Consider the following 22,222-nt stretch of genomic DNA (forward strand, 5'->3'; position numbering starts at 1 on the left):
CGCCCCCGCCGGGCCATGGCTGGACACGCCTCTGTGGACGTACCCCATGGCCCGGGGGTGTCGAGTCCCTCGAAACACCCAGCGCCGCTGTCAGCGTGAAGCGCAAGAAGAAGCTCCGGGGCACCCACAAGGCCGCCCTCATCCTGGTGAACTTCGGCAAGTGCCAGGCCCGTTATCGGCGTGCCTCAGCCCGCGCGCGAACGCGTTACCCGCCCGGTGGAGCGACGCCGGAGGCGAGCGGAGCCGGGTGGATCGCGAAGCGATGTCGCGTTCGCTCCAGGACAGGTCACGTAGCGAGCCGCCAGGCGAGCGGAGTGGGCCTGGCCTGCGATTAGTACAGCCTGCAATTAGTACGGCGGAGGAGATAGGTGTCCATGATCCAGCCCTTGCGGGCGCGGGCCTCGGCGCGGACGGCGCGGATCCGGTCGGCGACCTCCGTGACCGGGCCCGAGATGAGGATCTCGTCGGGGGTGCCGAGGTAGGCGCCCCAGTAGATGTGGAAGTCGTCGGCGGTGCCGGCGAAGGAGCAGGCGGCGTCCAGCATGACGAGGACGTCGTCGCCGGTGGGGCCCTCGGCGGCGAGGCGGCGGCCCGTCGTGAGGTGGACGGGACGGCCGACGCGGGTGAGGGTGACGCGGTGGCGGGCGGTGAGCGCGGAGATGCTGCTGATGCCGGGGATGACGTCGTACTCGAACTCGGCGTCGATCTCGTCCAGGGCGGCGAGCGTGCTGTCGTAGACGCCGGGGTCGCCCCAGACCAGCAGCGCGCCCGTCTGCCCGTCGGCGAGTTCGTCGGTGACGAAGGACTCGTAGATGTCGGCGCGGCGTGACCGCCAGTTCTCGACGGCGGCCGTGTACGCGGGGGCGGTGCGGTCGCGTTCCGGGTCGCGGGCCTCGACGATCCGGTAGGGCTCGCGGCCGTGTGCGGCGATGAGGTCGCGCCGCAGCCGGGTCAGGTCGTCCTTCGCCTCGCCCTTGTCGACGAGGAGGAAGACGTCGGCGGCGGCGATCGCCTTGGCGCCCTGGAAGGTGAGATGGTCGGGGTCGCCCGCGCCGATTCCGATGATCAGAAGCCGCTTCACCTGGCTCAGTGTGCCAGGTCCTACTGCTATAGGCTTGTCGTCGCATTTCTACAGACTCGTCCCTAGAAGGCGGGGATTGGGGGCCGGTGGACGCGCGTGTCATCTCCGTCGTGGGCATCGGCGCCGACGGGTGGGACGGGCTCGCGGAGACCTCCAGGGAGGCGCTGCGGCAAGCGGAGGTGCTGCTCGGCGGGCGCCGCCAGCTCGCCCTCGTTCCCGGCGAAGGGGCCGAGCGCGTGGCCTGGCCGTCGCCGCTGCTTCCGGCGCTGCCCGGGTTGATCGAGAAGTATGAGGGCCGCGCGATCGCCGTCCTGGCCAGCGGTGACCCGATGTTCTACGGGATCGGCTCCACGCTCGCGGAACTGCTCGGCCCGGCGCGGCTGCGGGTGCTGCCGCATCCGTCGTCGGTGTCGCTGGCGTGCGCCCGGCTCGGCTGGCCGCTGGAGCGGGTCGACGTCGTCAGTCTCGTCGGCCGTCCGGCGGAGACCCTGAACGCGCTGGTCGCGCCGGGGAGACGGGTGCTGGTGCTCGGCGCGGACCGGGAGGCGCCGCGGGTCGTCGCGGCGCTGCTCACCGGACGCGGCTACGGGCCCAGCCGGATGACCGTTCTCGGCGATCTGGGCGGGGAAGACGAAACGCTCCGGCACGGGATCGCGGGTGATTGGACGGAGCCCGCCGCGTCCGCGCTGAACATCGTCGCCGTGGAATGCGCGCCCGGTCCCGGCGCGGTGCGGCTACCGCGAACGGCCGGGCTCTCTGATGACTTGTTCGAGCATGACGGGCAGATCACGAAGAGCGAGGTCCGCTCCGTGACGCTGGCGCGGCTCGCGCCGCTGCCCGGTGAACTGTTGTGGGACGTCGGCGCCGGAGCCGGAAGCGTCGCGATCGAGTGGGCGCGGGCGCATCCGTCCTGCGCGGCCGTCGCGGTCGAGGAACGTCCCGAGCGCGCCGAACGGATCGGTCGGAACGCCGGGGCGCTCGGCGTGCCCGGGGTGCGCGTGGTGACGGGCTGGGCGCCGGACGCGCTGGACGGGCTGCCGCGCCCCGACGCCGTGTTCGTCGGCGGCGGCCTCACCGTCCCCGGCCTGCTGGAACGCTGCTGGGACGCGCTGCGACCCGGCGGACGGCTCGTCGCCAACGCCGTCACCCTCGAATCGGAGGCGCTGGTGGCCCAGGCCCGCCGGACGCACGGCGGAGAACTGGTCCGAATCGGCGTCGAACGGGCGGCGCCGCTCGGCGGGTTCACCGCGTGGCGCCCGGCGATGCCCGTCACCATCTGGACGACCTGGAAGGACAGCGAATGACCGTCTACTTCGTCGGGGCCGGTCCCGGCGCGGCCGACCTCATCACCGTGCGGGGGCTGCGGGTGCTGGAGTCCGCGCCGGTGTGCCTGTACGCGGGGTCGCTGGTGCCGGTCGAGCTGCTGGACGCCTGCCCGCCCGGCGCCCGGCTCGTCGACACCGCGAACATGACGCTGGACGAGATCGTCGCCGAGCTGACCGCCGCGCACCGGGACGGCCTGGACGTCGCGCGCCTGCACTCCGGCGACCCGTCGGTGTTCAGCGCGGTCGCCGAGCAGATCCGGCGGCTGGACGAGGCGGGCGTTCCGCACGAGATCGTCCCGGGTGTGCCCGCGTTCGCGGCGGCGGCGGCCTCGCTGGGCCGGGAGCTGACCGTTCCCGGGGTCGGGCAGACGGTGATCCTGACCCGGACGGCGGCGCGCGCCACGCCCATGCCGGACGGTGAGGACCTCGCCACCCTCGGCGCGAGCGGCGCCACGATGGTGCTGCACCTGGCCGTCCAGCGGATCGACGAGGTGACCGCCGAACTGCTGCCGCACTACGGCGCGGACTGCCCGGTCGCGGTCGTCGCCCGCGCCAGCCGCCCGGACGAACTGATCCTGCGCGGCACCCTCGCCGACATCGCGGCCCTGGTGCACGAGGCCGGGGTGAAGCGCACGGCGGTGATCATCGTCGGGCGGGTGCTGGCGGCTTCGGCGTTTCCAGGAAGCCACCTGTACAGCGCCGAGCGGCAACGGGTGTGAGACGTGTCCTGATCCTCGGCGGGACGGCGGAGGCGCGGGACCTCGCCGCACGGCTGGCGGACGTCCCGGGCCTACGCGTCGTGTCGTCGCTCGCCGGACGGGTCGCCGACCCGCGGCTGCCCGCCGGTGAGGTCCGGATCGGCGGCTTCGGCGGCCCGGCCGGATTGGCGGCGTGGCTCCGCGACCAACGGATCGACCGTGTCGTCGACGCAACGCACCCGTTCGCGGAGCAGATGAGCGCGTCCGCCGCGGAGGCGTCCCGGCTGACCGGTGTGCCGCTGCTCGCGCTGCGCCGCCCCGGCTGGGTCGAGGAGGACGGCGATGACTGGCGCCGCGTCCCGTCTCTCGATGCTGCCGCCGCCGCGCTGCCGGATGGCGCCCGCGCGTTCCTCACAACCGGGCGTCGCAGCATCCCCGTGTTCGCCGCCCGTACCGGCGTGTGGTTCCTCGCCCGCTCGGTCGACCCGCCGGAGGGGCACGTCCCGTCGAACGTTGGGGTGCTGCTGTCGCGGGGGCCGTACACCCTGGACGGTGAACGCGCGCTGATCCGCGAACACCGCCTGGACGTGCTGGTCACCAAGGACAGCGGCGGCGCGCTGACCCGTCCGAAGCTCATCGCCGCACGTCAGGCCCGGATTCCCGTCGTCATGGTCGACCGTCCGCCCGTCCCCGGCGGTGTCAAGACGGCCGGGGACGCGACCGCCGCCGCCCGCTGGGCTCAGGGGTAGCGGCGGGGCGTGAAGACGACGCCGCGGTCGGTGACCCGGGTCGTGGACGAGCCGACGATGACCAGGCAGCGCATGTCGACTCGTTCGGGGTCGAGCTTGCCGAGCGTCGTGACGGTGACGGTCTCCTCGGGGCCGCCGACGTCGCGTCCGACCACGACCGGCGTTTCCGGGTCCCGGTGTTTCAGTAGCAGGTCACGGGCCGCCGGAAGCTGGTGCCTGCGGCGGCTCGACGACGGGTTGTACAGGGCGAGCACCAGATCGGCCTCCGCCGCCGCAGTGAGCCGCCGGGCGATCACGTCCCACGGTTTGAGCAGGTCCGACAGCGACAGGACGCAAAAGTCGTGGCCGAGCGGCGCCCCGGCCCGTGCCGCGACGGCCTGCGCGGCGGTCAGCCCGGGAACGACGCGCACGGGCACGTCCACGAACTCCTCCGCGACCTCCAGTACGGCCGTCGCCATCGCGAACACACCCGGGTCACCGGACGAGACGACCGCGACGCGAGCGCCGTCGCGGGCCAGCGCCAACGCGTGCCGGGCCCGGTCGGACTCGACGCGGTTGCCGGTGGAGTGCCGCCGCTGCCGGGGGTTCGGCGGGACGCGGTCCAGGTAGGGGCCGTAGCCGACGAGGTCGGTCGCCGACGACAGGACGTCCTGCGCCTCGGGGGTGAGCCACGGCCGACCCGCCGGTCCGAGCCCGACGACCGTGACGCTTCCCGGTTCGTCGGGCCGCTCCGGGGGAGGCGCGGTGAACGACTGCTCCGCCGGGCTCGTCAGCAAAGCCAGTGACATGTAGGGGACGTCCGCCGGATCGACGTCCGCGAGCGGCACGACCCGCTCCCGGTCGGTCGCGGCGCGTTCGACATACCAGGCGTCATCGAGGCGTCCTGCGTCCTCGAACGCCTGCCTGACCTTGGGGAACGTCCGGCCGAGCTTCAGGACGGCCGCCGCGTCCGCCGCCCGCAGCCGTGCGGCCAACTCGTCGCCGGGCAGCGTCCCGGGGAGCACGGTCAGGGTCTCGTCCCGCTCCACCAGGGGCCGTCCCGCCGCCGCCGACGCCGCGCTGACCGACGTCACGCCCGGCACGACCTCCGCCGGATAGTGCGGCGCGAGCCGTTTGTGCAGGTGCATGTAGGAGCCGTAGAACAGCGGGTCGCCCTCGCTCAGGACGACGACCGTCCGGCCCGCGTCCAGGTGCGCGGCGAGCCGGGCGGCGCACTCGGCGTAGAACGCGTCCAGCGCCCCCTGATATCCGCCCGGATGATCCGTCGTCTCCGTCGTCACCGGATAGACGAGCTGCTCCTCGATCTGACCGCCGCGCAGATGGGGTTCCGCGGCGGCACGGGCGATGCTGCGGCCGTGCCGGGCGCAGTGGTAGGCGACGACGTCCGCAGTGCCGATCAGCCGTGCCGCCTTCACCGTGACCAGTTCGGGGTCGCCGGGACCGACGCCCACGCCGTAGAGCCGTCCCGTCATCACTCCGCCTCACTGGCGATGGCGTTGACCGCCGCCGCCGCCATCGCACTGCCCCCACGCCGACCGCGCACCACCAGATGCGGCAGTCCGCTCGCGGCGAGCGCCTCCTTGGACTCGACCGCGCCGACGAATCCCACCGGTATTCCGAGAACCGCCGCCGGACGGCCCGCGCCGTCCCCGACCAGTTCCAACAACCGGAACAACGCGGTCGGCGCGTTCCCGATCGCGACGACCGCGCCGTCCAGCCGGTCGAGCCACAGATCGAGGGCCGCCGCGCTGCGGGTCGTCCCCAACCGCGCCGCCAGGTCCGGGACGCGCGGATCGCCGAGCGTGCACACGACCTCGTTGCCCGCCGGGAGTCGCGCCCGGGTGACACCGGACGCCACCATCTTCGCGTCGCACAGGATCGGCGCGCCGCCGACCAGCGCCGCCCGCGCCCGCTCCACGACCCCCGACGACCAGACCAGGTCATCGACGAGGTCGGTCATCCCGCAGGCGTGGATCATGCGCACGGCGACCCGCGCCACATCCTCGGGCAGCCGCGACAGGTCGGCCTCCGCGCGGATGGTCGCGAACGACCGCCGGTAGATCTCCGCGCCGTCGCGGATGTAGTCGATCACGTGTGCCCTTCCGGTGCCGCCGTCTTCAGCACGACCGGCCCGCGCGGCATCCCGCAGCGCCGGTCGCATCCCGCCCAGTGGACGGGGGTTCGAGGAGCGCGCGCTAGCCCGTCCACCCAACGCCGCGCCTGACCCTGCACATCACCCCGCGACTTCGCGCACCCGGGACTCCCCGTGCAGGCGGTGACACCCACCCACGGCGAATCCGCGTCGGTCGCGAACCCATGCCGCTCCAGCCGCCTCACGCACCGCTCGACCTCGTCGCGCTCCAGATCCCGCAGGACGACACTCCGCCACGGCGTCAACCGCACCTCGTCCACGACCTCGGCGAGCGCTTCGGCCTGCGTCCCCGACATCCGTCCGAGCGGCGGTACGACCTCGAGCGCGACACGTCCGTCCCGCTGCTCGACGATCCCCGCGTGCGGGGCGGGAGGATCCGGGACGTGCCCGTCACCTGCCAACACCCCACCCAGCCGCTCCGCGGCGAGGCGCGGCCCGTCCGGCACCTCACCCAGCCGCCACGCGTCCCCGCGAACCTCCAAAAACGCCTCCGCCGCCGCGACCATGACCGCGACCGGCTCACCGAACTCCAAGTCCACCGCCGTCCCGGCCAGGAGCAGACCTCCGGGCGTCAGCGCGACATCGGCGCCCAGCGCGACCACATCACCGGTGCCGTCATCCACCGCAAAGAGAAAGCGACCAGGCAGACCGGCCAACACGGGGTTCGCGCACACCGCCCGATCCAACGCCGTAACGAGAGGATCGGTGTCGAGCACACCGCGAACCCCACGCCCGCCGAGCGGCGACGCGACGATGTTGCGGACCCGCTCATGGGACGCCGACGGCAACAGCCCAACCTCCGCCAACCGCTCAGCGAGCACCGCCGGATCACGGACGCCCCGCACCTGAAGGTTGGCCCGGGACGTCAACTCGATGACGTCCACACCCACCTCACGAGCAGCCGCGCCGAGCACCCTGAGCTGCGCCGCCGACACCGTGCCCCCGGGCGTCCGCACACGCGCCAACGCTCCGTCCGCGGCGTCGTGCGTCTGCAACGCCCCGGGACACGCGTCGGCACGCATACGTCCCACCACATGAACATCCGGCACGATGAGGATGTAACCACACCTTCCAGACCCCAACCGACCCCAAGGCGACCAGTCGCCTCCGCCCCTGAGCCCCTGACGCGCCGAACGCGCAGGAGACCAACGGGTCGCCGATCAGACCATGTCCGTGCGACGGGCCAAGGCCATCAATTCTCAGGAATTCGGTTGAGTCCATGAGGACGCACTGAGAGCCGCAGTTCGAGGATGGTTCTGCGACAGCCCTGCACATTGCCGCCTACAAAACATTCCGAGGCGTGCCACCTGGCGATGATGAGGCGGTCAGGGTGCCCGGTGCGCCACTTGACCGGCGAGGCGATGATCTAGACAAGCCTTACTACGAACCGCTGGTGTTCGGCTGCTTCGACTTCGCCCTCGCCGGCCGTGGCCGGTGACCTTGAGGCCGTAGGTTGTGTCACTGGGCATGTCTGATGCCAAGTCGCTTATTCTCCGGATGCCGGGTTCCAGGCGACCGGGTAGGTCGCCGGTCGGCGAATGAAGCCGGCGTCCCACCGCCACTCCAGTTCGTCGGCCGGCACCGCGAGACGTAGCGCGGGCAGCCGCCGGGTGAGCGACTCGAAGGCCACCTGCAACTCCAGGCGGCCCAGCGGTGCACCGAGACAGACGTGTGCGCCGCTGCCGAACGCCAGATGCGGGTTCGGGCTGCGCGTCAGGTCGATCCCCTCGGGGTCGGAGAAGACCTGCGGGTCGCGGCCGGCCGCGTCCGAGGACGGGATGACGAGGTCGCCGGCGCGGATGTGGACGCCGCCGAGTTCGGTGTCGCGGGTCGCCCGGCGAGGCTGGGTGGCGCCGAGAACCCCGTTGGGAACGATGCGCAGCAACTCCTCCACCGCTGTCGGGATGATCGCCGGGTCGCGGGTCAGTTGCGAGTACAGGGACTCTCCGTCTGCGCCTTTGGTGGTGAGAAGACGATGGGTGAAGCACACCAGGGCCCCGCCCGTGCTTTCCCACCCGCCGGTGACCACACTCGCTGCCAGCAAGCCCGCAGAGGCCTCATCGACGCCGGCGGCCTTTGCGTTGAGAGCGACGGCCGACACCAGGTCCTCCCCTGGGTCATGGACGCGCTCGCGCATGAGCGCGACCATGTATTCGACCATCGCCTGCATTGCGGCGGGTGCCCGCTGGTGCGCGTCCGGACTGACCGAGACGATTGCCTCGTTCCAGGCGCGCAATTCATCGAAGTCGGCTTCCGGGATGGCGAACTGGCGGCCGATGACCCTCAATGTGAGCGACATGGCGAATTCCGCGACCAGGTCGGCCGGCTCGCCCTTCGCGATCATTTCGTCCAGCAGAGCGTTGGCGAGGTCCTCGATCGCCGGGCGGAGTCGTCGTACTTTCGCTGGACTGAAGGTGCCCTTGACCAGACTACGAATGCGTCTGTGTTCTTCACCGTCCAGCGCGATGATAATGGGGGCGGCTTTGAGGAACGGCGCGATCCCGTCGGCCGTGCCGCGCACGAACAGGTCACTGTCCCGGTAGACGCGGGAAGCTTCGGCGTGCCCGGTGACAAGCCACGCCTCGGCGTCCGGCTGTCCCGCAGGTAACGCCACTTTGGAGACCGGCCCCTGCGCCTGGAGATGCTTGTGAGTCTCAGGCAATGAAAGAGGATCATCAGGCGGATCGAAGGGGAAATGCGGACAAACTGACTGTGGAGGTTGGGGCACTCGTCACCCTTTCATGCAGAGTCCTGTGGTGCGCCTCAGAGCCCAGCAGGGGCGCACGCCTTTGTCAATCAGTCGCATCGCTGCACTCCCCTGCTGCGACGGTCATCGCTTGATGGCCATGGCGACGCTGCGCTGTCGCCATGGCCCCGATTGCCTCGCGTGCCCGGGCTCCGGCCAAAAGTTCTGGAATCAGCTCAAGGTCAGTGAATTCACCAAGCTCTACTCTCTCGAGGTCAGCGAAGCCGCCCGAGCCAAGGGCCACGACGGGGAGTCGTATCGCCTGCCGCAGACGCTGACGTTCCGCTACGCCGGCGATGCGTGGCTTCTCGATGCGGTCACGGCGCCCGTGGGAGGCGTACCCGTTCCCGTCCAGGTCGAAGGTCCGTAGCCGGTCGCGCAGCCGCAGACGTTCGACTGGGAACACCGCAAGGGCGCGGCAGGCCCGCCGCACTGACCCTCGGTCGGTCTCGCGCACTAGGCGGGTGGGGTGGGGTGTCGTACGCTCTACGTGGACGACGGCAGTGGAGGAAGCCGGTGGGAATCCGGCGCGGTCCCGCCACTGTCACCGGGGAGTGAACCCCGCAATTCGGCCACTGTCCTCGCGGATGGGAAGGCCGGGGCGAGCGTTGATCCGGGAGCCAGGAGACTTCCGCCGTCGTGACACCCACGACCGGGGCGAGGACCCCAGGGGGAGGATCTGCCGTGTCCGTTGTCCTGCTGCTTTCGACGTCCGACACCGATCTGTTGAGCGCACGCGCGTCCGGGGCCGCGTATCGGCTCGGGAATCCCGCGCGGCTGTCCGTGGACGACCTGCCGGAGCTGGTCGAGGGCGTTGATCTGGTCGTGGTGCGGTTGCTCGGGGGGCGGCGTGCCTGGGAGGACGGGCTGGAGGTCCTGCTCACCGGGCCGCGGCCGGTGGTCGTGCTCGGTGGGGAGCAGGCGCCCGACGCCGAGTTGATGGAATTGTCCCGGCTCAGGGGCGGGGTGAGCGGTGGGGTGTGCGCTGACGCGCATGCCTATCTTGCGCATGGCGGGCCCGCGAACCTGGGCGAGTTGCATGCCTTTCTGTGTGACACCGTGCTGCTCACCGGGCGAGGGTTCGAGCCGCCGCAGCCGACGCCTACGTGGGGGTTGTTGGAGCGGGAGTCCCGGGGTGGGGCGGGGCCCGTGGTCGGGGTGCTGTACTACCGCGCTCATCATGTGGCGGGGAACACCGCGTTCGTCGAGGCGTTGTGCGCCGCCGTGGAGGACGCGGGCGGGCGGGCCCTGCCGGTGTTCTGTTCGTCGTTGCGCACGGCGGAGCCGGAGCTGTTCGACGTGTTGCGGGAGGCGGACGCGCTGGTCGTGACGGTCCTCGCGGCGGGTGGGACGCGGCCCGCGACGGCCGGGGCGGGCGGTGACGACGAGGCTTGGGATGTGGGTGCGCTCGCCGAGCTGGACGTGCCCATCTTGCAGGGACTGTGTCTGACGACGTCCCGGGCGGCCTGGGAGGCGAGCGACGACGGGTTGTCGCCGTTGGACGCGGCGTCGCAGGTCGCCATTCCCGAGTTCGACGGGCGGATCATCACGGTTCCGTTCTCGTTCAAGGAGATCGACGAGGACGGGTTGACGGTGTACGCCGCCGATCCGGAGCGGGCGGCGCGGGTCGCGGGGATCGCCGTCCGGCACGGGCGGCTGCGGCACACGCCGGCCGGGGACCGGCGGCTGGTCGTGATGCTGTCGGCGTATCCGACGAAGCATTCGCGGGTGGGCAACGCCGTTGGGCTGGACACTCCGGCGAGCACCGTGCGGTTGCTGGCCCGGCTCGCGGAGGCTGGACATGACCTGGGGGACGGCTTCCCCGGTGTGGCCGAGCAGGACGGGGACGCTCTCGTCCATGCGCTGATCGCGGCGGGTGGGCAGGACGAGAACTGGCTGACCGAGGAGCAGCTCGCCGGTAATCCGGTCCGGATCTCCGGGGCGGCGTATGAGCATTGGTACCGCGGCCTGCCGGCGGAGCTGCGGGACGAGATGGAGCGGCACTGGGGCCCGCCGCCCGGGGAACTGTTCGTCCAGGACGGGGACATCGTGCTCGCGGCCCTGCGCGCGGGCAACGTGGTGGTGATGGTGCAGCCGCCGCGCGGGTTCGGGCAGAACCCGATCGCGATCTACCACGATCCCGATCTGCCGCCGAGCCACCACTACCTGGCCGCGTACCGGTGGCTGTCGGACGAGTTCGGCGCGCACGCGATCGTCCATGTCGGCAAGCACGGCAACCTGGAGTGGCTGCCGGGCAAGGCGGCGGGCATGTCGGCGTCGTGCGGCACGGACGCGGCGCTCGGGGACGTGCCGCTGGTCTACCCGTTCCTGGTCAACGACCCGGGGGAGGGGACGCAGGCGAAGCGCCGGGCCCATGCCGTGCTCGTCGACCACATGGTTCCGCCGATGGCGCGTGCGGAGACGTACGGCGACATCGCCCGACTCGAACAGCTCCTGGACGAGCACGCCACGATCGCCGCGATGGACCCGGCGAAGCTGCCCGCGATCCGCGCGCAGATCTGGACGCTGATCCAGGCCGCGAAACTCGACCATGACCTTGGGTTGGACGACCGTCCCCACGACACCGAGTTCGACGATTTCCTCCTGCACGTCGACGGCTGGCTGTGCGAGGTGAAGGACGCGCAGATCCGCGACGGCCTGCATGTGCTCGGCCAGGCCCCGGCGGGGGAGGCCCGCGTGGACCTGGTGCTGGCCATGCTCCGCGCACGGCAGATGTGGTCGGGACGGGAGACGCTGCCCGGTCTGCGCGAGGCGCTCGGCCTGGCCGAGGACGGCACCGAGGCGCTCGCCGCCGTGGACGCCGTGGAGGCCACGGCCCGGTCGCTCGTCCAGGCGATGGAGGAAGCCGGGTGGGCGGTGGACGCGGTGCCCCGGGTCGCCGCGCAGGTTTCCGAGGAGCGGCGGGAAATCGTGGCGCGGGTGTTGGAGTTCGCGGCGACGGAGGTCGTGCCACGGCTGGACCGGACGACCGACGAGCTCGACCACGTCCTGCACGCTCTTGATGGTGGTTACATCCCGGCCGGTCCCAGCGGGTCGCCGTTGCGCGGGTTGGTCAATGTGCTGCCGACCGGGCGCAACTTCTATTCGGTCGATCCACGTGCCGTGCCGAGTCGCCTCGCGTGGGAGACCGGGCAGGCGATGGCCGACTCGCTGCTGGAGCGTTATCGCGCCGACCATGGTGAATGGCCTCGTTCTGTGGGCCTGTCGGTGTGGGGGACGAGCGCCATGCGGACGGCGGGCGACGACGTCGCCGAGGTGCTCGCGCTGCTCGGTGTTCGCCCGGAATGGGATGAGGCGTCGCGTCGTGTCACGAGGTTGGAGCCGGTTCCCGTGGCCGAGTTGGGACGGCCGCGCATCGATGTGACGGTTCGTATCAGCGGCTTCTTCCGGGACGCCTTTCCCCACGTCGTCGCGATGCTGGACGATGCCGTCCGGCTCGTCGCGGGTCTCGACGAGTCTGATGACGACAACTACGTCCGGGCCCATGTGCGAGCCGACGCCGAGCGGCACGGTGACGAGCGGCGTGCCACCCTGCGGGTGTTCGGGTCGGCGCCCGGCGCGTACGGCGCGGGTCTGCTGCCGTTGATCGACAGTGGCAACTGGCGGGACGACGCCGACCTCGCCGAGGTGTACGCGGTGTGGGGCGGCCACGCCTACGGCCGTGACCTCGACGGTATTCCGGCGCGCGCCGACATGGAGAACGCCTACCGGCGGATCGCCGTGGCGGCCAAGAACGTCGACACCCGCGAGCACGACATCGCCGACTCCGACGACTACTTCCAGTACCACGGCGGCATGATCGCGACCGTGCGGGCGCTGACCGGGCGGGACCCGGAGGCCTATGTCGGCGACAGCACCCGCCCGGACGCGGTCCGCACCCGAACCCTGTCGGAGGAGACCGCGCGGATCTTCCGTGCTCGGGTCGTCAATCCGAACTGGCTGGCCGCCATGCGGCGGCACGGTTACAAGGGTGCGTTCGAGTTGGCCGCGACCGTCGACTACCTGTTCGGCTACGACGCCACGACCGGTGTCATGGCCGACTGGATGTACGACCGTCTCACGGCCGCGTACGTGCTCGACGAAGAGAACCGTGCGTTCATGGAGGAGTCGAATCCTTGGGCGTTGCACGGTATCGCCGAGCGGCTGCTTGAGGCGGCCGAGCGCGGCATGTGGGAGCACCCGGACCCCGACACCCTCCAGGCGCTCCAGGAGGTCTACCTCAAGACGGAAGGCGACCTGGAGGACGACACCAGCCGTTGAGCCGCCTCCGGATGCCCGGCCCAGTGCAGGTGCAGGTATGAGGCGGTGATGCGGTCGTCGCCGAATCCGTCGCGTCCGGTGGGGGCCCAGCGGAACAGCGGGTCGGCGTCGGTGGTGAGGGTCGTGCGGTGGAACTCGTGGCCGTGAAAACGTTCGCCCGGACGGGTCAGCGGCGACTCGGCGACGGCGACCGCGTCCCGGTAGCCGAGTGTCAGGGACGGCGTCATCCGCGCCCGTCCCGGCACACGTCCGCACATCCTCTGGCCGTCGAGTTCCTCGCACAGATAGAGAAGGCCCGCGCATTCGGCGGCGATCGGGCCGTCGAAGGCAGCCACCGCAGCGAGCATCGGCTTGTTCGCGGCGAGTTCGGCGACGTGCACCTCGGGGAACCCGCCGCCGAGGACGAGCGCGGCGGTACCGTCCGGGAGGGTCTCGTCGCGGAGCGGGTCGAAGACGGCGACGTCGGCGCCCGCCGCGCGGAGCAACTCGGCGTGCTCGGTATACGAGAAACTGAACGCCTTTCCGCCCGCCACGGCGACGACCGGGCGGACGCCGGGCACCGACCGGACCTGCTCGGCGGGATCCCAGGAGCGGCCCGGCAGCGGCGGAGCGGTCGCGGCGAGGCGCAACAGGGCGTCCAGGTCGCAGGAGCGGGAGATCAGTTCGCCGAGGCGTTCCACCGCCCGCACGGCCTCCGGCTCGCGTTCGGCCGCCGGGATCAGCCCGAGATGCCGGGACGGTGTGACCACCTCGTCGTCCCGGCGGACCACCCCGAGCACCGGGACACCCGCCGCGTCCAGCGCGGATCGGCAGAGTTCCTCGTGCCGGTCCGAGCCGACCTGGTTGAGGACGACACCGCCGACCCGGACATCCGGCTCGAACGACGCGAACCCATGCACGAGCGCCGCGACCGAACGGCTCTGCCGCGCCGCGTCCACGACGAGTACGACGGGCGCGGCGAGCAGCCGCGCGACATGGGCCGTGGACGCGAACCCGGTGTCGCCGCGCCCGTCGAACAGGCCCATCACGCCCTCGACCACGGCCACGTCACAGCCGGACGCGCCGTGCAGGAACAGCGGCGCCACCCGGTCCTCACCGGTCAGCCACGGGTCGAGGTTGCGGCCGGGACGTCCCGCCGCGAGCGCGTGGTAGCCGGGGTCGATGTAGTCGGGGCCGACCTTGTGCGGGGACACCGCCAGGCCACGGGCCCGCAGCGCCGCGATCAGCCCGGTCGCGACCGTCGTCTTCCCGCTTCCGGACGCGGGCGCCGCGACCACCAGCCGTGGGATGGTGCGGCCGGTCACCACTCGATGCCCCGCTGCCCCTTCTGTCCGGCGTCCATCGGATGCTTCACCTTGCCCATCTCCGTGACGAGGTCGGCGGCGTCGACGAGGCGGTCCGGGGCGTCGCGTCCGGTGATGATGACATGTTGGTCACCGGGACGGGAGGTGAGTGTCTCCACGACGTCGTCCAGGTCGAGCCAGCCCCACTTGAGGGGGTAGGTGAACTCGTCCAGGACATAGAAGCGGTGTGTCTCCGCCGCCAGGTCGCGTTTGATCTGCGCCCAGCCCTCCCGCGCGTTCGCCGCGTGGTCGTCCTCGGTGCCGGGCCGCCGGATCCACGACCAACCTTCACCCATCTTGTGCCAGGCGACCGGGCCGCCCTCCGCGCTGTCGCCGAGCACCCGCAGCGCGCTCTCCTCGCCGATGCGCCACTTCGCCGACTTCACGAACTGGTACACCGCGATGGACCAGCCCTGGTTCCACGCCCGCAGCGCCATCCCGAACGCGGCCGTCGACTTGCCCTTTCCCGGGCCGGTGTGGACGATCAGCAGCGGCCGGTTCCGGCGCTGCCTGGTGGTGAGGCCGTCGTCGGGGACGGACACGGGCTTTCCCTGGGGCATCTCAGGCCGCCTTCCTGCGCCGCTGGTCACGGACGATCCCGTCGAGGTCGCCGAGCGGGACGAGTCGTGCCCCGAGCCGGGTCGCGAGGCGTCCCGCGAGGCCGAGCCGGACCGGGCCGTCCTCGCAGTCGACGACGATCCCGGCCGTGCCGGTGAGCAGTCCCGCGGCCCGTGCCACGTCGCCCTCGGCCGTCGCGCGGCCGTCGGTGACGACGACGAGCAACGGGCGCCGCGCCGGGTCGCGCAGCCGTTCCACGCGCAGCACCTCCGCGGCGCGGACGAGTCCGGCGGCGAGCGGGGTGCGGCCCCCGGTCGGCAGCACCCGCAGTCGCGCCGCGCCCGCCTCCACCGACGAGGTCGGCGGCAGCACGAGATCGGCCGTCCGGCCCCGGAACGTGATCAGGCCGATCTTGTCGCGGCGCTGGTAGGCGTCCAGGAGCAGGCTCAGCACGGCCGTCTTCACCGTGGTCATGCGGCGGCGCGCGGCCATCGAGCCGCTCGCGTCGACGACGAACAGCACCAGGTTGCCCTCGCGTCCTTCGCGGTCGGCCTCGCGCAGGTCGTCGGGGCGCAGCACCAGCCCGGCGCCGTGCCGGCCGCGGGCCCGCTGGTGCGGGGCGGCGGCCAGCAGCGTCGCCACCACATGCGGGTCGCGGACCTTCCCGGACGGCCGCCGCGCCCCGGTGACCCGGCCACGGACCGTCCGCGACCGGGATCGCCGTCCGGCGACGCCGTCACCGACCCCGGGAACCTCCAGCAGCGGCACCGCGTGCGGCGCGGCGACGGACGCGACCCGTTCGCCGCCGCCCCCGCCGGTCTGCTCGGGCTCGGGGCTGGGCGGCTCCGCCGAGCCTTCCGTGCCGTTGCTGGGCGGGGGCGGCTCGCCGTCGTCGTGGCCTCCGCCGCCGCCCGGTGGTGGGTCGTCGTCGGGGGACGAGTCGTTCAACAGGTCGTCCAGCAGCGACTCGTCCAGTCCCGGGGCGTCGAACGGGTCGCGGCGGCGGCGATGCGGCAGCGCCAGCCGCGCGGCGGCGCGGACGTCGTCGGACGTCACCGTGTCACGGCCGTGCCAGGCGGCGTGCGCGAGGGCGGCGTTCGCGGTGACGAGGTCGGCGCGCATCCCGTCCACCTCGAAACCGGCGCACACCGTCGCGATCTGCTCCAGCCGTTCGTCCGGCAGCCGGACGCCCGCGAGCCGGTCCCGCGCCGCCGCGATCCGCTCGGCGAGCGCGGCCTCCTCGGCGGCCCAGCGCTCCGCGAACCGGGCCGGATCGGTCTCGAACGCGAGCCGCCGCCGCACGATCTCGGCGCGCTCCTTCGGCTCCCGCGACGCCCGCACCTCGACGGTCAGCCCGAACCGGTCGAGGAGTTGCGGGCGCAGCTCTCCCTCCTCGGGGTTCATCGTCCCGACGAGCAGGAACCGTGCCGCGTGCCGGACCGACACCGACTCCCGCTCGACATAGCAGGTGCCGAGCGCCGCCGCGTCGAGCAGCAGGTCGACGAGGTGGTCGTGGAGCAGGTTCACCTCGTCCACGTACAGGACGCCGCGGTGCGCGGCGGCGAGCAGGCCCGGTTCGAACGCCTTGACGCCCTCCGTCAGCGCGCGTTCCACGTCCAGCGACCCGGCGACCCGGTCCTCCGACGCGCCTACCGGCAGTTCCACCAGCGCGGCCGGTCGCCGCAGCGATGCTCCGTCCGGCGCGTGCGGGCCGTCCGGGCAGGACGGGTCGGGCGCGGCGGGATCGCAGGCGAACCGGCAGCCCGCGACCGTGTCCACGGCGGGAAGCTGCGCGGCGAGCGCGCGGACGATCGTCGACTTGGCGGTTCCCTTCTCACCGCGCACCAGCACCCCGCCGACCCGGGGGGAGACGGCGTTGAGCAGCAGCGCCAACTTCAGATCGTCCAGGCCGACGACGGCGGTGAACGGATAGGTGACGTTCAAGCGAGGACCTTCCGGTTGACGTGGGCGACCCGCCAGCCGTCGCCCTCGATGGTGAGCCCCGTGGTGGACAGCGGCGCGAGGTCGAAGCGGTCCGCGGCCGTGACGTCGAGGCCGAGGGCATGGGCGAGTGCGGCCCGGATGACGCCCGCGTCACAGACCGCGACACCGTCCGGGCCGGTGCCGAGCCAGGCGGCGACACGGGCCGCGAGGGCGGCGCGGCTCTCGCCGCCGTGCGGGGCGGCGTGCGGGTCCGAGCGCCAGCGGGCCAGCGCGTCCGGTTCGTCCGCCGCGATCCGCGCGTAGGGGGCGCCCGCCCAGCGGCCGTGGTCGGCCTCGGCCAGCGCCGCGACCGGCCGGGCGGCCAGCCCGAGCGCGGCGCAGGTCTCCCGGGCCGCTCGTGCGGGCGACGACCACGCCTCGGCGCCCTGCACGCTCCCGGCCAGGAGCCTCGCCGAGGCCAGGCCCGCAGTGTCGGCCGGGTCGTCGGAGGGGAACCGGGCCTTCCGCATCCCCTCCGACATGGCGTGCCGGACGAACAGCACCCCGGTCAAGCCGGTGCGGCGACACGGGCGGGACGCTGTGCCCGGTCGCACGCCCACCCGAACAGGACGCCGAACGCCGCCCAGAACACCAGTTGTGTGCCGAGGGAGACGACGCGGAACTCCCACAGCAGAGTCGCGGGGAACCCGTCCGGCACCTCGTCGACCCCGGGCAGCAGCAGCGTCGCCACCACGACCGGTGCGAGGAAGGCGAGCACGGCGGCGGGCCAGCGCGCCCACGGCCCGCCAGGGACGCGTCGCGCCGTCGTCACCGCGATCGCCGCCGCGAGCAGCCCGACGCCGACCATCGCCAGATACAGCAGGGTCCGGCTGGTGATCGTCTCGGGATCGCCGACCGCCGGAGGGTTCGCGGGATACTTCACGAACGGCACGAGGATGATCGCGGCGAAGGCCGTCCCGGCGGCGGCGAACGCGAGGCCCCCGTCCGACCGTGGGCCGACCCGCCCGCGCAGCGCCGCGTAGACGAGCGCGAACACCCCGCCGACGGTGAGGCCGTAGAGCCCGGTGGCGAGGAAGAGCCCGACCTTCTGCGTGCCGCGGCTCACCTCCGCCCCGTGCTCGTGCCCGCCGCCCGCCGCCTCGTGCTCGTGGGGGGCGGCCGCCGGGCCGTGGTCGTGCGCGGGCTCGGCCGCGGCCTCCTCCAGCGCGATCGCGTCCTCGATGCGGGGCTCGCCCGCGACGAACGCGAACGCGCCCGCGACGAGACCCGCGAGCAGGCCGAACAGAAGGCCCCTCACCAGGAGGGTCCGGATCATGAGCCCGGCCTCAGTGGCAGGGCACGCCGAGCAGATGCCGCCCGTCGTGCATCAGCTCGTGCAGGTAGCCGCCTGTCTGGGACACGGCGCCGTTGTCCATCAGGACGAGGTAGCCGACCAGCAGCAGTACGGGCACCGCGAGCAGCCATGGCACGAGGCGGGGAAGGGGAATGTGACCTGGAGTCGACAGCGTGCTCACAGTACCTCCGTAGGGGATCTAGCGCGTCCCGGACAATGAGGTCGCGGCATCCCGAGCGACCTGGCTCCCGGGATCGTCGTCCCGGATACAGTGGCGCGTCCGCACCGGCATCTCACCGGATTTCCCTCGGGCTACCGTGAATTCAAGGCGAAGTATCCGCGCCTGTCGTAGTTCCTGTCAATATGGGCGCTTCGATGGTGAGCGAGAGCCGCCGGGCGGCGTCCGTCGCGGTCTGGCGGGTGACGGCCGGGCCGTCCATGGCGGCCCATGAGCGGGGACGAGAACCTTCATGCCGCGGGCAGGACGTTCAGCCGGTACAGCAGTTCACGTGCGATTGTGGCGCGCTTCCCGGCATCGCCGTCCTTGGTGATGTCGATGTTCAGCGTGAAGGCGTACACCCGTCCGCCGCGCTCGACCCACCCGGCCCACCAGCCGGTGCCGGGGTCGGGCGCGTTCTGCCAGCCGGACTTGGCGAACAGCGCGTACCCGTCCTGCTCTTCTTGCTTGATCAGGTCGTGGACGGTCCGCTGGTGCCGGTCCGAGGCGGGCAGGTCGCGGGCCGCCAGCCGCGCCATGAAGCGGGTCTGCTCCACCGCGGAGATCGTCAGCGGACCGTCCAACCAGAACCTGTCCACCGCCGTCCCGGTCCGCCGGTTGCCGTAACCGAGCCGGTGCAGCCACTGCCGCTCGCGCTTGAGGCCGATGCGGCGAGCGATCACCTGGAACGCCGCCGCGTTGGACTCGCTGACGGCGTCCCGCATGCTCATGTCCCTCTCCCACTCGGGGAAGGGCTGGGGCGTCCCATCCCAGGGGATCACTTCGTCGGGGCTCCGGACCGCCTTCGTCTCCAGCGCGACCAAAGCGTGCGGGACCTTGAAAGTGGACGCGGGCACCATCGGTGTTCCGGCACGTCGCCGGTCTACAACGGTCGTGGTGCGGGCGGTCACGTCCAGCAGCGCGAACGTGCCGCGCACACCGGCCGCGTCGAACACGGTGCGCAGGTCGTCGCGCACGATCGTGCCGGGACGGCCCATGTCGGCGACCGCGGTGTGCGGGGAGGCTTCGACGGCGGTGGCCCCGCACGTCGCGATGCCGAGGAGGCTGAGCCCGGCGAGCGCCACGGAGCACGACCGGGAGCGAAGTATTCCAGACAAATCGATCATGCTTCGAGGTAAGCAGGGATCACCGCCGAGCGGTCAGCGTTGATCTGCATCTACACGAAATCTCTCCATATCAACCCGGACAGCGTGGCGCTGACCAGAGCGGGGGCTACGCCTCGCTCCTGCCGCGGTGGGCGGAACCCGTGCCGGTGAGACGGAACGGCGGTGTGGCGGGTGGGTGACCGTATTGGTAACGATTAGTGCGCTGGGGCTACTGATCAAGCCGTCGGCGTTGGATCCTACGGGTATGGGCGGGACCGGTGGTCTGCGGATCTGTCTGGCCGACCGTGTGGCGGAGCAGCTGAGCGGTTGGCCGTCGCTGAAGTTATGTCGGGCCGCCTGTGGGTTCGGTCAGGCGTTCGCGTGCGGCGGTGACCAGATCGTCCACCTGCACGGGCCCGATCAGGCCGAGCTGCATTTGACCTGGCCGCTGGTCCAGCGGATGCGCGCGTCGCTGGACGACTGCGCCGCTGTGCGGATCCGGCCCGGCAGCGGCTGGATCGAGTTGTGGCTCGGCGGCAACGATGACGTCGGGTTGCTGATCTCCCTGGTCAGTGTCGCCATCAAGGCCAACCTGGCGGCGCGGGACTCGGCGCAGCCGCGGCTCGGGCCGTGCTCGCTCGGCTACTCGTCCGTTCCGGCGGCGTTCATGGCGCATCCTCCGCCCGGCCGGGGAGGGCTGGCGATGACGCCGTCCGGGAACCCGGTGGAACGCGAGGAGCACATCATGCGCGAGGTGATCGACCGCCTCATCCGCAGCCTCGCCGGACGCCGTCCACCCGAGCAGGTGAGCCAGGCCGTCAACGCGGTCTACCACCGCTACGACGACACGCCCCTCCGGGACTACGTGCCGGTGCTCGTCGAACGGTTCGCCCGCGAGAAACTCATCACCGAGCCGCCGGGCTGAGCCTTCCTCCGAACGGACGGTCGTTGAGTTCGTGGCTCGGCGGAAGCAACCTTTCGCGGGTTCGATGGTTCTCTCTGCATGGGATCTGATCGTGCGCTGACGGCGGCGGCCCGCCGCCCCGGCCGTCGGGAGGCGCCCGGGGCAGGGGACGCGGCCGAGGACGTGGTGGCGGACCTCTTCCGTGACCACCATCTGTCGCTCGTCCGGCTGGCGCTGTTGCTCACGGGCGACCGGGCCGGTGCCGAGGACGTCGTCCAGGACGTGTACGCCCGGCTGCACCGGCGCGCGGCCCGGGGGCCCGGAAGACTGCCCGCCGCGCCGCCGGAACTGCTCGCCTACGCCCGCGCCTCCGTGCTCAACGCGTGCCGGACACTGCTGCGCCGCCGCGCCCTCGCACGCGGGCTCGTCCAGGCCCCGCAGCCGGTGTGGTCGGCGGAGAGCGACGCGATGCTCGCCGACGATCGTCGCCGCGTGCTCCAGGCCCTGGTCAGGCTGCCCGTCCGGCAGCGGGAGGCGATCGTGCTGCGCTACTACCTCGACCTGTCCGAAGCGGAGATCGCCGCCGCGATGGGCGTGCGGGCCGGCACGGTCAAGTCCACCATCTCCCGGGGCCTGGACGCGCTCCGGCGACGGTACGAGGAGGAACGGTGACCCCGCCCTTTGAGGATGTCCTGCGTTCGGCGTTGTCCGAGGGCGCCGACACGGTCGAGCCGCGGTCTCTTCGGCCGCTGGCGGAGCCGTCTTCGCGGCGTCGGCGTGTGCGCGTCGTTTCCTTGGGCGGGCTGGTCGTCGCCGTCGCGGCGGCCGTCGTGCTCGTCGTGCTCGCGCCGTGGTCCCAGGAGGGGGACGCGCCGCAGCGTTTCTCGCTCGCGTCCTATATGGGCGCCGAGTACGTTCTCGACGGCGCGTGGCCTCCCGGCGGGATGGCCGTGAACGTGCGGAAGGCCGACACCGGGGAGCTCGTCGCGGAGGTGGCCGCTCCCCCGGGTTCGTCCGGTTTTCGTGACTCCGCCGGCGCCGGTGACAACCGGACGTTCGTCCTCACCACCGCCGACCCCGGCGCGTGCCGGATCCGCTTCCACGGCCTCACCTTGAAAGCCGACGGCACCCCGGCCGCGTTGGCCGAACTGCCACGGACCGCCCTGCGGGGACGGCTGGGCGAGGGACCGGGTCTCCTGGCCGTCGCCCCTGGTGGACGCAGGTTCGCCTACGTCAGCCAGACGTGCGGTGGGCAGCCGCACAACGTCATCACCGTCATCGATTCGTCGACGGGCGACCGCCGTGTCGTCGACCTGCCTCCGAAGGTCTGGGCCGATTCCCTCGGGTGGGCGCCGGACGCCCGGCACCTTGTCTTCGAGTCCGTGACCGAGGGCGTGAGCGACGGTCCCGAACTGCGGATTCTCGACTCCGCGAATGGCGACATCCGTCCCGTTTCCTTCGGCTCGGGAACGAGGTTGCGCAGCGCCGCCTACGCACCGGATGGTGCCCATGTCCTGGTGCTGGTCCACGATGGCCGGTCGCACCAACTGCTCTGGTACTCGATGGACACCGGAACGGTCACTCGCCGGGTGCGGTTGCCGCCGGGCGAGTCCGGTGCCTCGACCGGTGTGGGGGTGGCCGGAGGGAAGGTCGCCGTGATGGTCGACGAGACCGTCCATCTCATCGACGGAACCAAGATCGAAACATCGCGCCTGGTGGGGGGCGGTCCGCCGGGCACGTGGTGAGCGTTTCCAAACACGTGTGACCGCTAACGGTCAGTGAGAA

At 72.0% G+C, this 22,222-nt stretch carries 20 protein-coding genes and 1 riboswitch; of the genes, 8 read left to right on the forward strand and 12 right to left on the reverse strand.

Translation table 11 applies throughout. The annotated features are described in order from the left end of the window. Positions 1-331: 331 nt before the first annotated feature. On the reverse strand, positions 332-1,081 hold the full coding sequence (cobF, locus tag BZB76_RS31410; protein ID WP_121438066.1) for a precorrin-6A synthase (deacetylating): 750 nt from the start codon (positions 1,079-1,081) through the stop codon (positions 332-334). An 86-nt stretch (positions 1,082-1,167) separates the two neighbouring features. Here cobF and cbiE point away from each other — a divergent pair, with 86 nt between their 5' ends. The 3 genes from cbiE to BZB76_RS31425 are packed head-to-tail and all read left to right on the forward strand — an operon-like array spanning position 1,168 to position 3,853. After that, entirely contained in the window at positions 1,168-2,385 is a 1,218-nt protein-coding gene (cbiE, locus tag BZB76_RS31415) for a precorrin-6y C5,15-methyltransferase (decarboxylating) subunit CbiE (protein WP_121438067.1), read from the forward strand. Beyond that, positions 2,382-3,125 (forward strand): precorrin-4 C(11)-methyltransferase, encoded by a 744-nt coding sequence (gene cobM, locus BZB76_RS31420; protein ID WP_121438068.1) that lies wholly within the window; start codon positions 2,382-2,384, stop codon positions 3,123-3,125. Before cbiE ends, cobM begins: the two co-directional genes overlap by 4 nt. Continuing rightward, entirely contained in the window at positions 3,122-3,853 is a 732-nt protein-coding gene (locus BZB76_RS31425; RefSeq protein WP_121438069.1) for a cobalt-precorrin-6A reductase, read from the forward strand. Before cobM ends, BZB76_RS31425 begins: the two co-directional genes overlap by 4 nt. Here BZB76_RS31425 and BZB76_RS31430 read toward each other — a convergent pair. From BZB76_RS31430 to BZB76_RS31445, 4 genes are all read right to left on the reverse strand, one after another. Next, a complete protein-coding gene (locus BZB76_RS31430) occupies positions 3,844-5,325 on the reverse strand; it encodes a precorrin-2 C(20)-methyltransferase (RefSeq protein ID WP_121438070.1) in 1,482 nt (493 codons plus the stop codon). The two genes, BZB76_RS31425 and BZB76_RS31430, sit on opposite strands and share 10 nt — an antisense overlap. Continuing rightward, on the reverse strand, positions 5,325-5,945 hold the full coding sequence (locus BZB76_RS31435; RefSeq protein ID WP_211343293.1) for a precorrin-8X methylmutase: 621 nt from the start codon (positions 5,943-5,945) through the stop codon (positions 5,325-5,327). The genes BZB76_RS31430 and BZB76_RS31435 overlap by 1 nt, the downstream gene beginning before the upstream one ends. Then, on the reverse strand, positions 5,942-7,027 hold the full coding sequence (locus BZB76_RS31440; protein WP_121438072.1) for a precorrin-3B synthase: 1,086 nt from the start codon (positions 7,025-7,027) through the stop codon (positions 5,942-5,944). Before BZB76_RS31440 ends, BZB76_RS31435 begins: the two co-directional genes overlap by 4 nt. Positions 7,028-7,491: 464 nt before the next feature. Next, on the reverse strand, positions 7,492-8,667 hold the full coding sequence (locus tag BZB76_RS31445) for a cytochrome P450 (RefSeq protein ID WP_147449618.1): 1,176 nt from the start codon (positions 8,665-8,667) through the stop codon (positions 7,492-7,494). Positions 8,668-8,851: 184 nt separating this feature from the next. On the opposite strand from BZB76_RS31445, the gene BZB76_RS31450 reads away from it, so the two are divergent. Together BZB76_RS31450 and cobN are read left to right on the forward strand one after the other, a co-directional pair. Beyond that, on the forward strand, positions 8,852-9,121 hold the full coding sequence (locus BZB76_RS31450) for a hypothetical protein (protein WP_121438074.1): 270 nt from the start codon (positions 8,852-8,854) through the stop codon (positions 9,119-9,121). Between the two features lie 137 nt (positions 9,122-9,258). Then, positions 9,259-9,381, forward strand: a riboswitch (cobalamin riboswitch). A gap of 54 nt (positions 9,382-9,435) precedes the next feature. Continuing rightward, entirely contained in the window at positions 9,436-13,032 is a 3,597-nt protein-coding gene (gene cobN, locus BZB76_RS31455; protein WP_121438075.1) for a cobaltochelatase subunit CobN, read from the forward strand. Here the strand turns inward: cobN and BZB76_RS31460 are convergent. From BZB76_RS31460 to blaOXA, 7 genes are all read right to left on the reverse strand, one after another. Then, entirely contained in the window at positions 12,987-14,312 is a 1,326-nt protein-coding gene (locus BZB76_RS31460; protein WP_211343321.1) for a cobyrinic acid a,c-diamide synthase CobB, read from the reverse strand. The genes cobN and BZB76_RS31460 overlap by 46 nt on opposite strands. 20 nt (positions 14,313-14,332) lie before the next feature. Continuing rightward, the gene (gene cobO, locus BZB76_RS31465; protein WP_121438076.1) at positions 14,333-14,935 is read right to left on the reverse strand and encodes a cob(I)yrinic acid a,c-diamide adenosyltransferase; all 603 of its coding nucleotides are present in this window, start codon (positions 14,933-14,935) and stop codon (positions 14,333-14,335) included. A gap of 1 nt (position 14,936) precedes the next feature. After that, entirely contained in the window at positions 14,937-16,877 is a 1,941-nt protein-coding gene (locus BZB76_RS31470; RefSeq protein WP_121438077.1) for a VWA domain-containing protein, read from the reverse strand. Further along, a complete protein-coding gene (locus tag BZB76_RS31475; RefSeq protein ID WP_246007359.1) occupies positions 16,874-17,419 on the reverse strand; it encodes a histidine phosphatase family protein in 546 nt (181 codons plus the stop codon). The genes BZB76_RS31470 and BZB76_RS31475 overlap by 4 nt, the downstream gene beginning before the upstream one ends. Before the next feature lie 5 nt (positions 17,420-17,424). Beyond that, positions 17,425-18,192, reverse strand: a complete 768-nt coding sequence (locus BZB76_RS31480) for a CbtA family protein (protein ID WP_121438078.1) — start codon at positions 18,190-18,192, stop codon at positions 17,425-17,427. A gap of 10 nt (positions 18,193-18,202) precedes the next feature. Continuing rightward, positions 18,203-18,391, reverse strand: coding sequence for a CbtB domain-containing protein (locus BZB76_RS31485; protein ID WP_121438079.1), 189 nt, complete (start codon positions 18,389-18,391; stop codon positions 18,203-18,205). A gap of 287 nt (positions 18,392-18,678) precedes the next feature. Continuing rightward, positions 18,679-19,554 carry a class D beta-lactamase gene (gene blaOXA, locus BZB76_RS31490; protein ID WP_121438080.1) on the reverse strand — a complete coding sequence of 292 codons (876 nt, stop codon included), beginning with the start codon at positions 19,552-19,554 and terminating at the stop codon, positions 18,679-18,681. 244 nt (positions 19,555-19,798) lie between these two features. Between blaOXA and BZB76_RS35050 the strand changes: the two genes are divergently transcribed. The 3 genes from BZB76_RS35050 to BZB76_RS31505 all read left to right on the forward strand — a co-directional run bounded on the left by BZB76_RS35050 (position 19,799) and on the right by BZB76_RS31505 (position 22,182). Beyond that, positions 19,799-20,458 (forward strand): three-helix bundle dimerization domain-containing protein, encoded by a 660-nt coding sequence (locus BZB76_RS35050; protein ID WP_170180849.1) that lies wholly within the window; start codon positions 19,799-19,801, stop codon positions 20,456-20,458. Positions 20,459-20,536: 78 nt separating this feature from the next. Beyond that, a complete protein-coding gene (locus BZB76_RS31500) occupies positions 20,537-21,109 on the forward strand; it encodes an RNA polymerase sigma factor (protein ID WP_121438081.1) in 573 nt (190 codons plus the stop codon). A gap of 107 nt (positions 21,110-21,216) precedes the next feature. After that, positions 21,217-22,182, forward strand: a complete 966-nt coding sequence (locus BZB76_RS31505; protein ID WP_147449619.1) for a TolB family protein — start codon at positions 21,217-21,219, stop codon at positions 22,180-22,182. Positions 22,183-22,222: the final 40 nt, after the last annotated feature.

The organism is Actinomadura pelletieri DSM 43383, assembly GCF_003634705.1.
In the GTDB taxonomy this organism is placed as follows: Bacteria; Actinomycetota; Actinomycetes; order Streptosporangiales; family Streptosporangiaceae; genus Spirillospora; species Spirillospora pelletieri.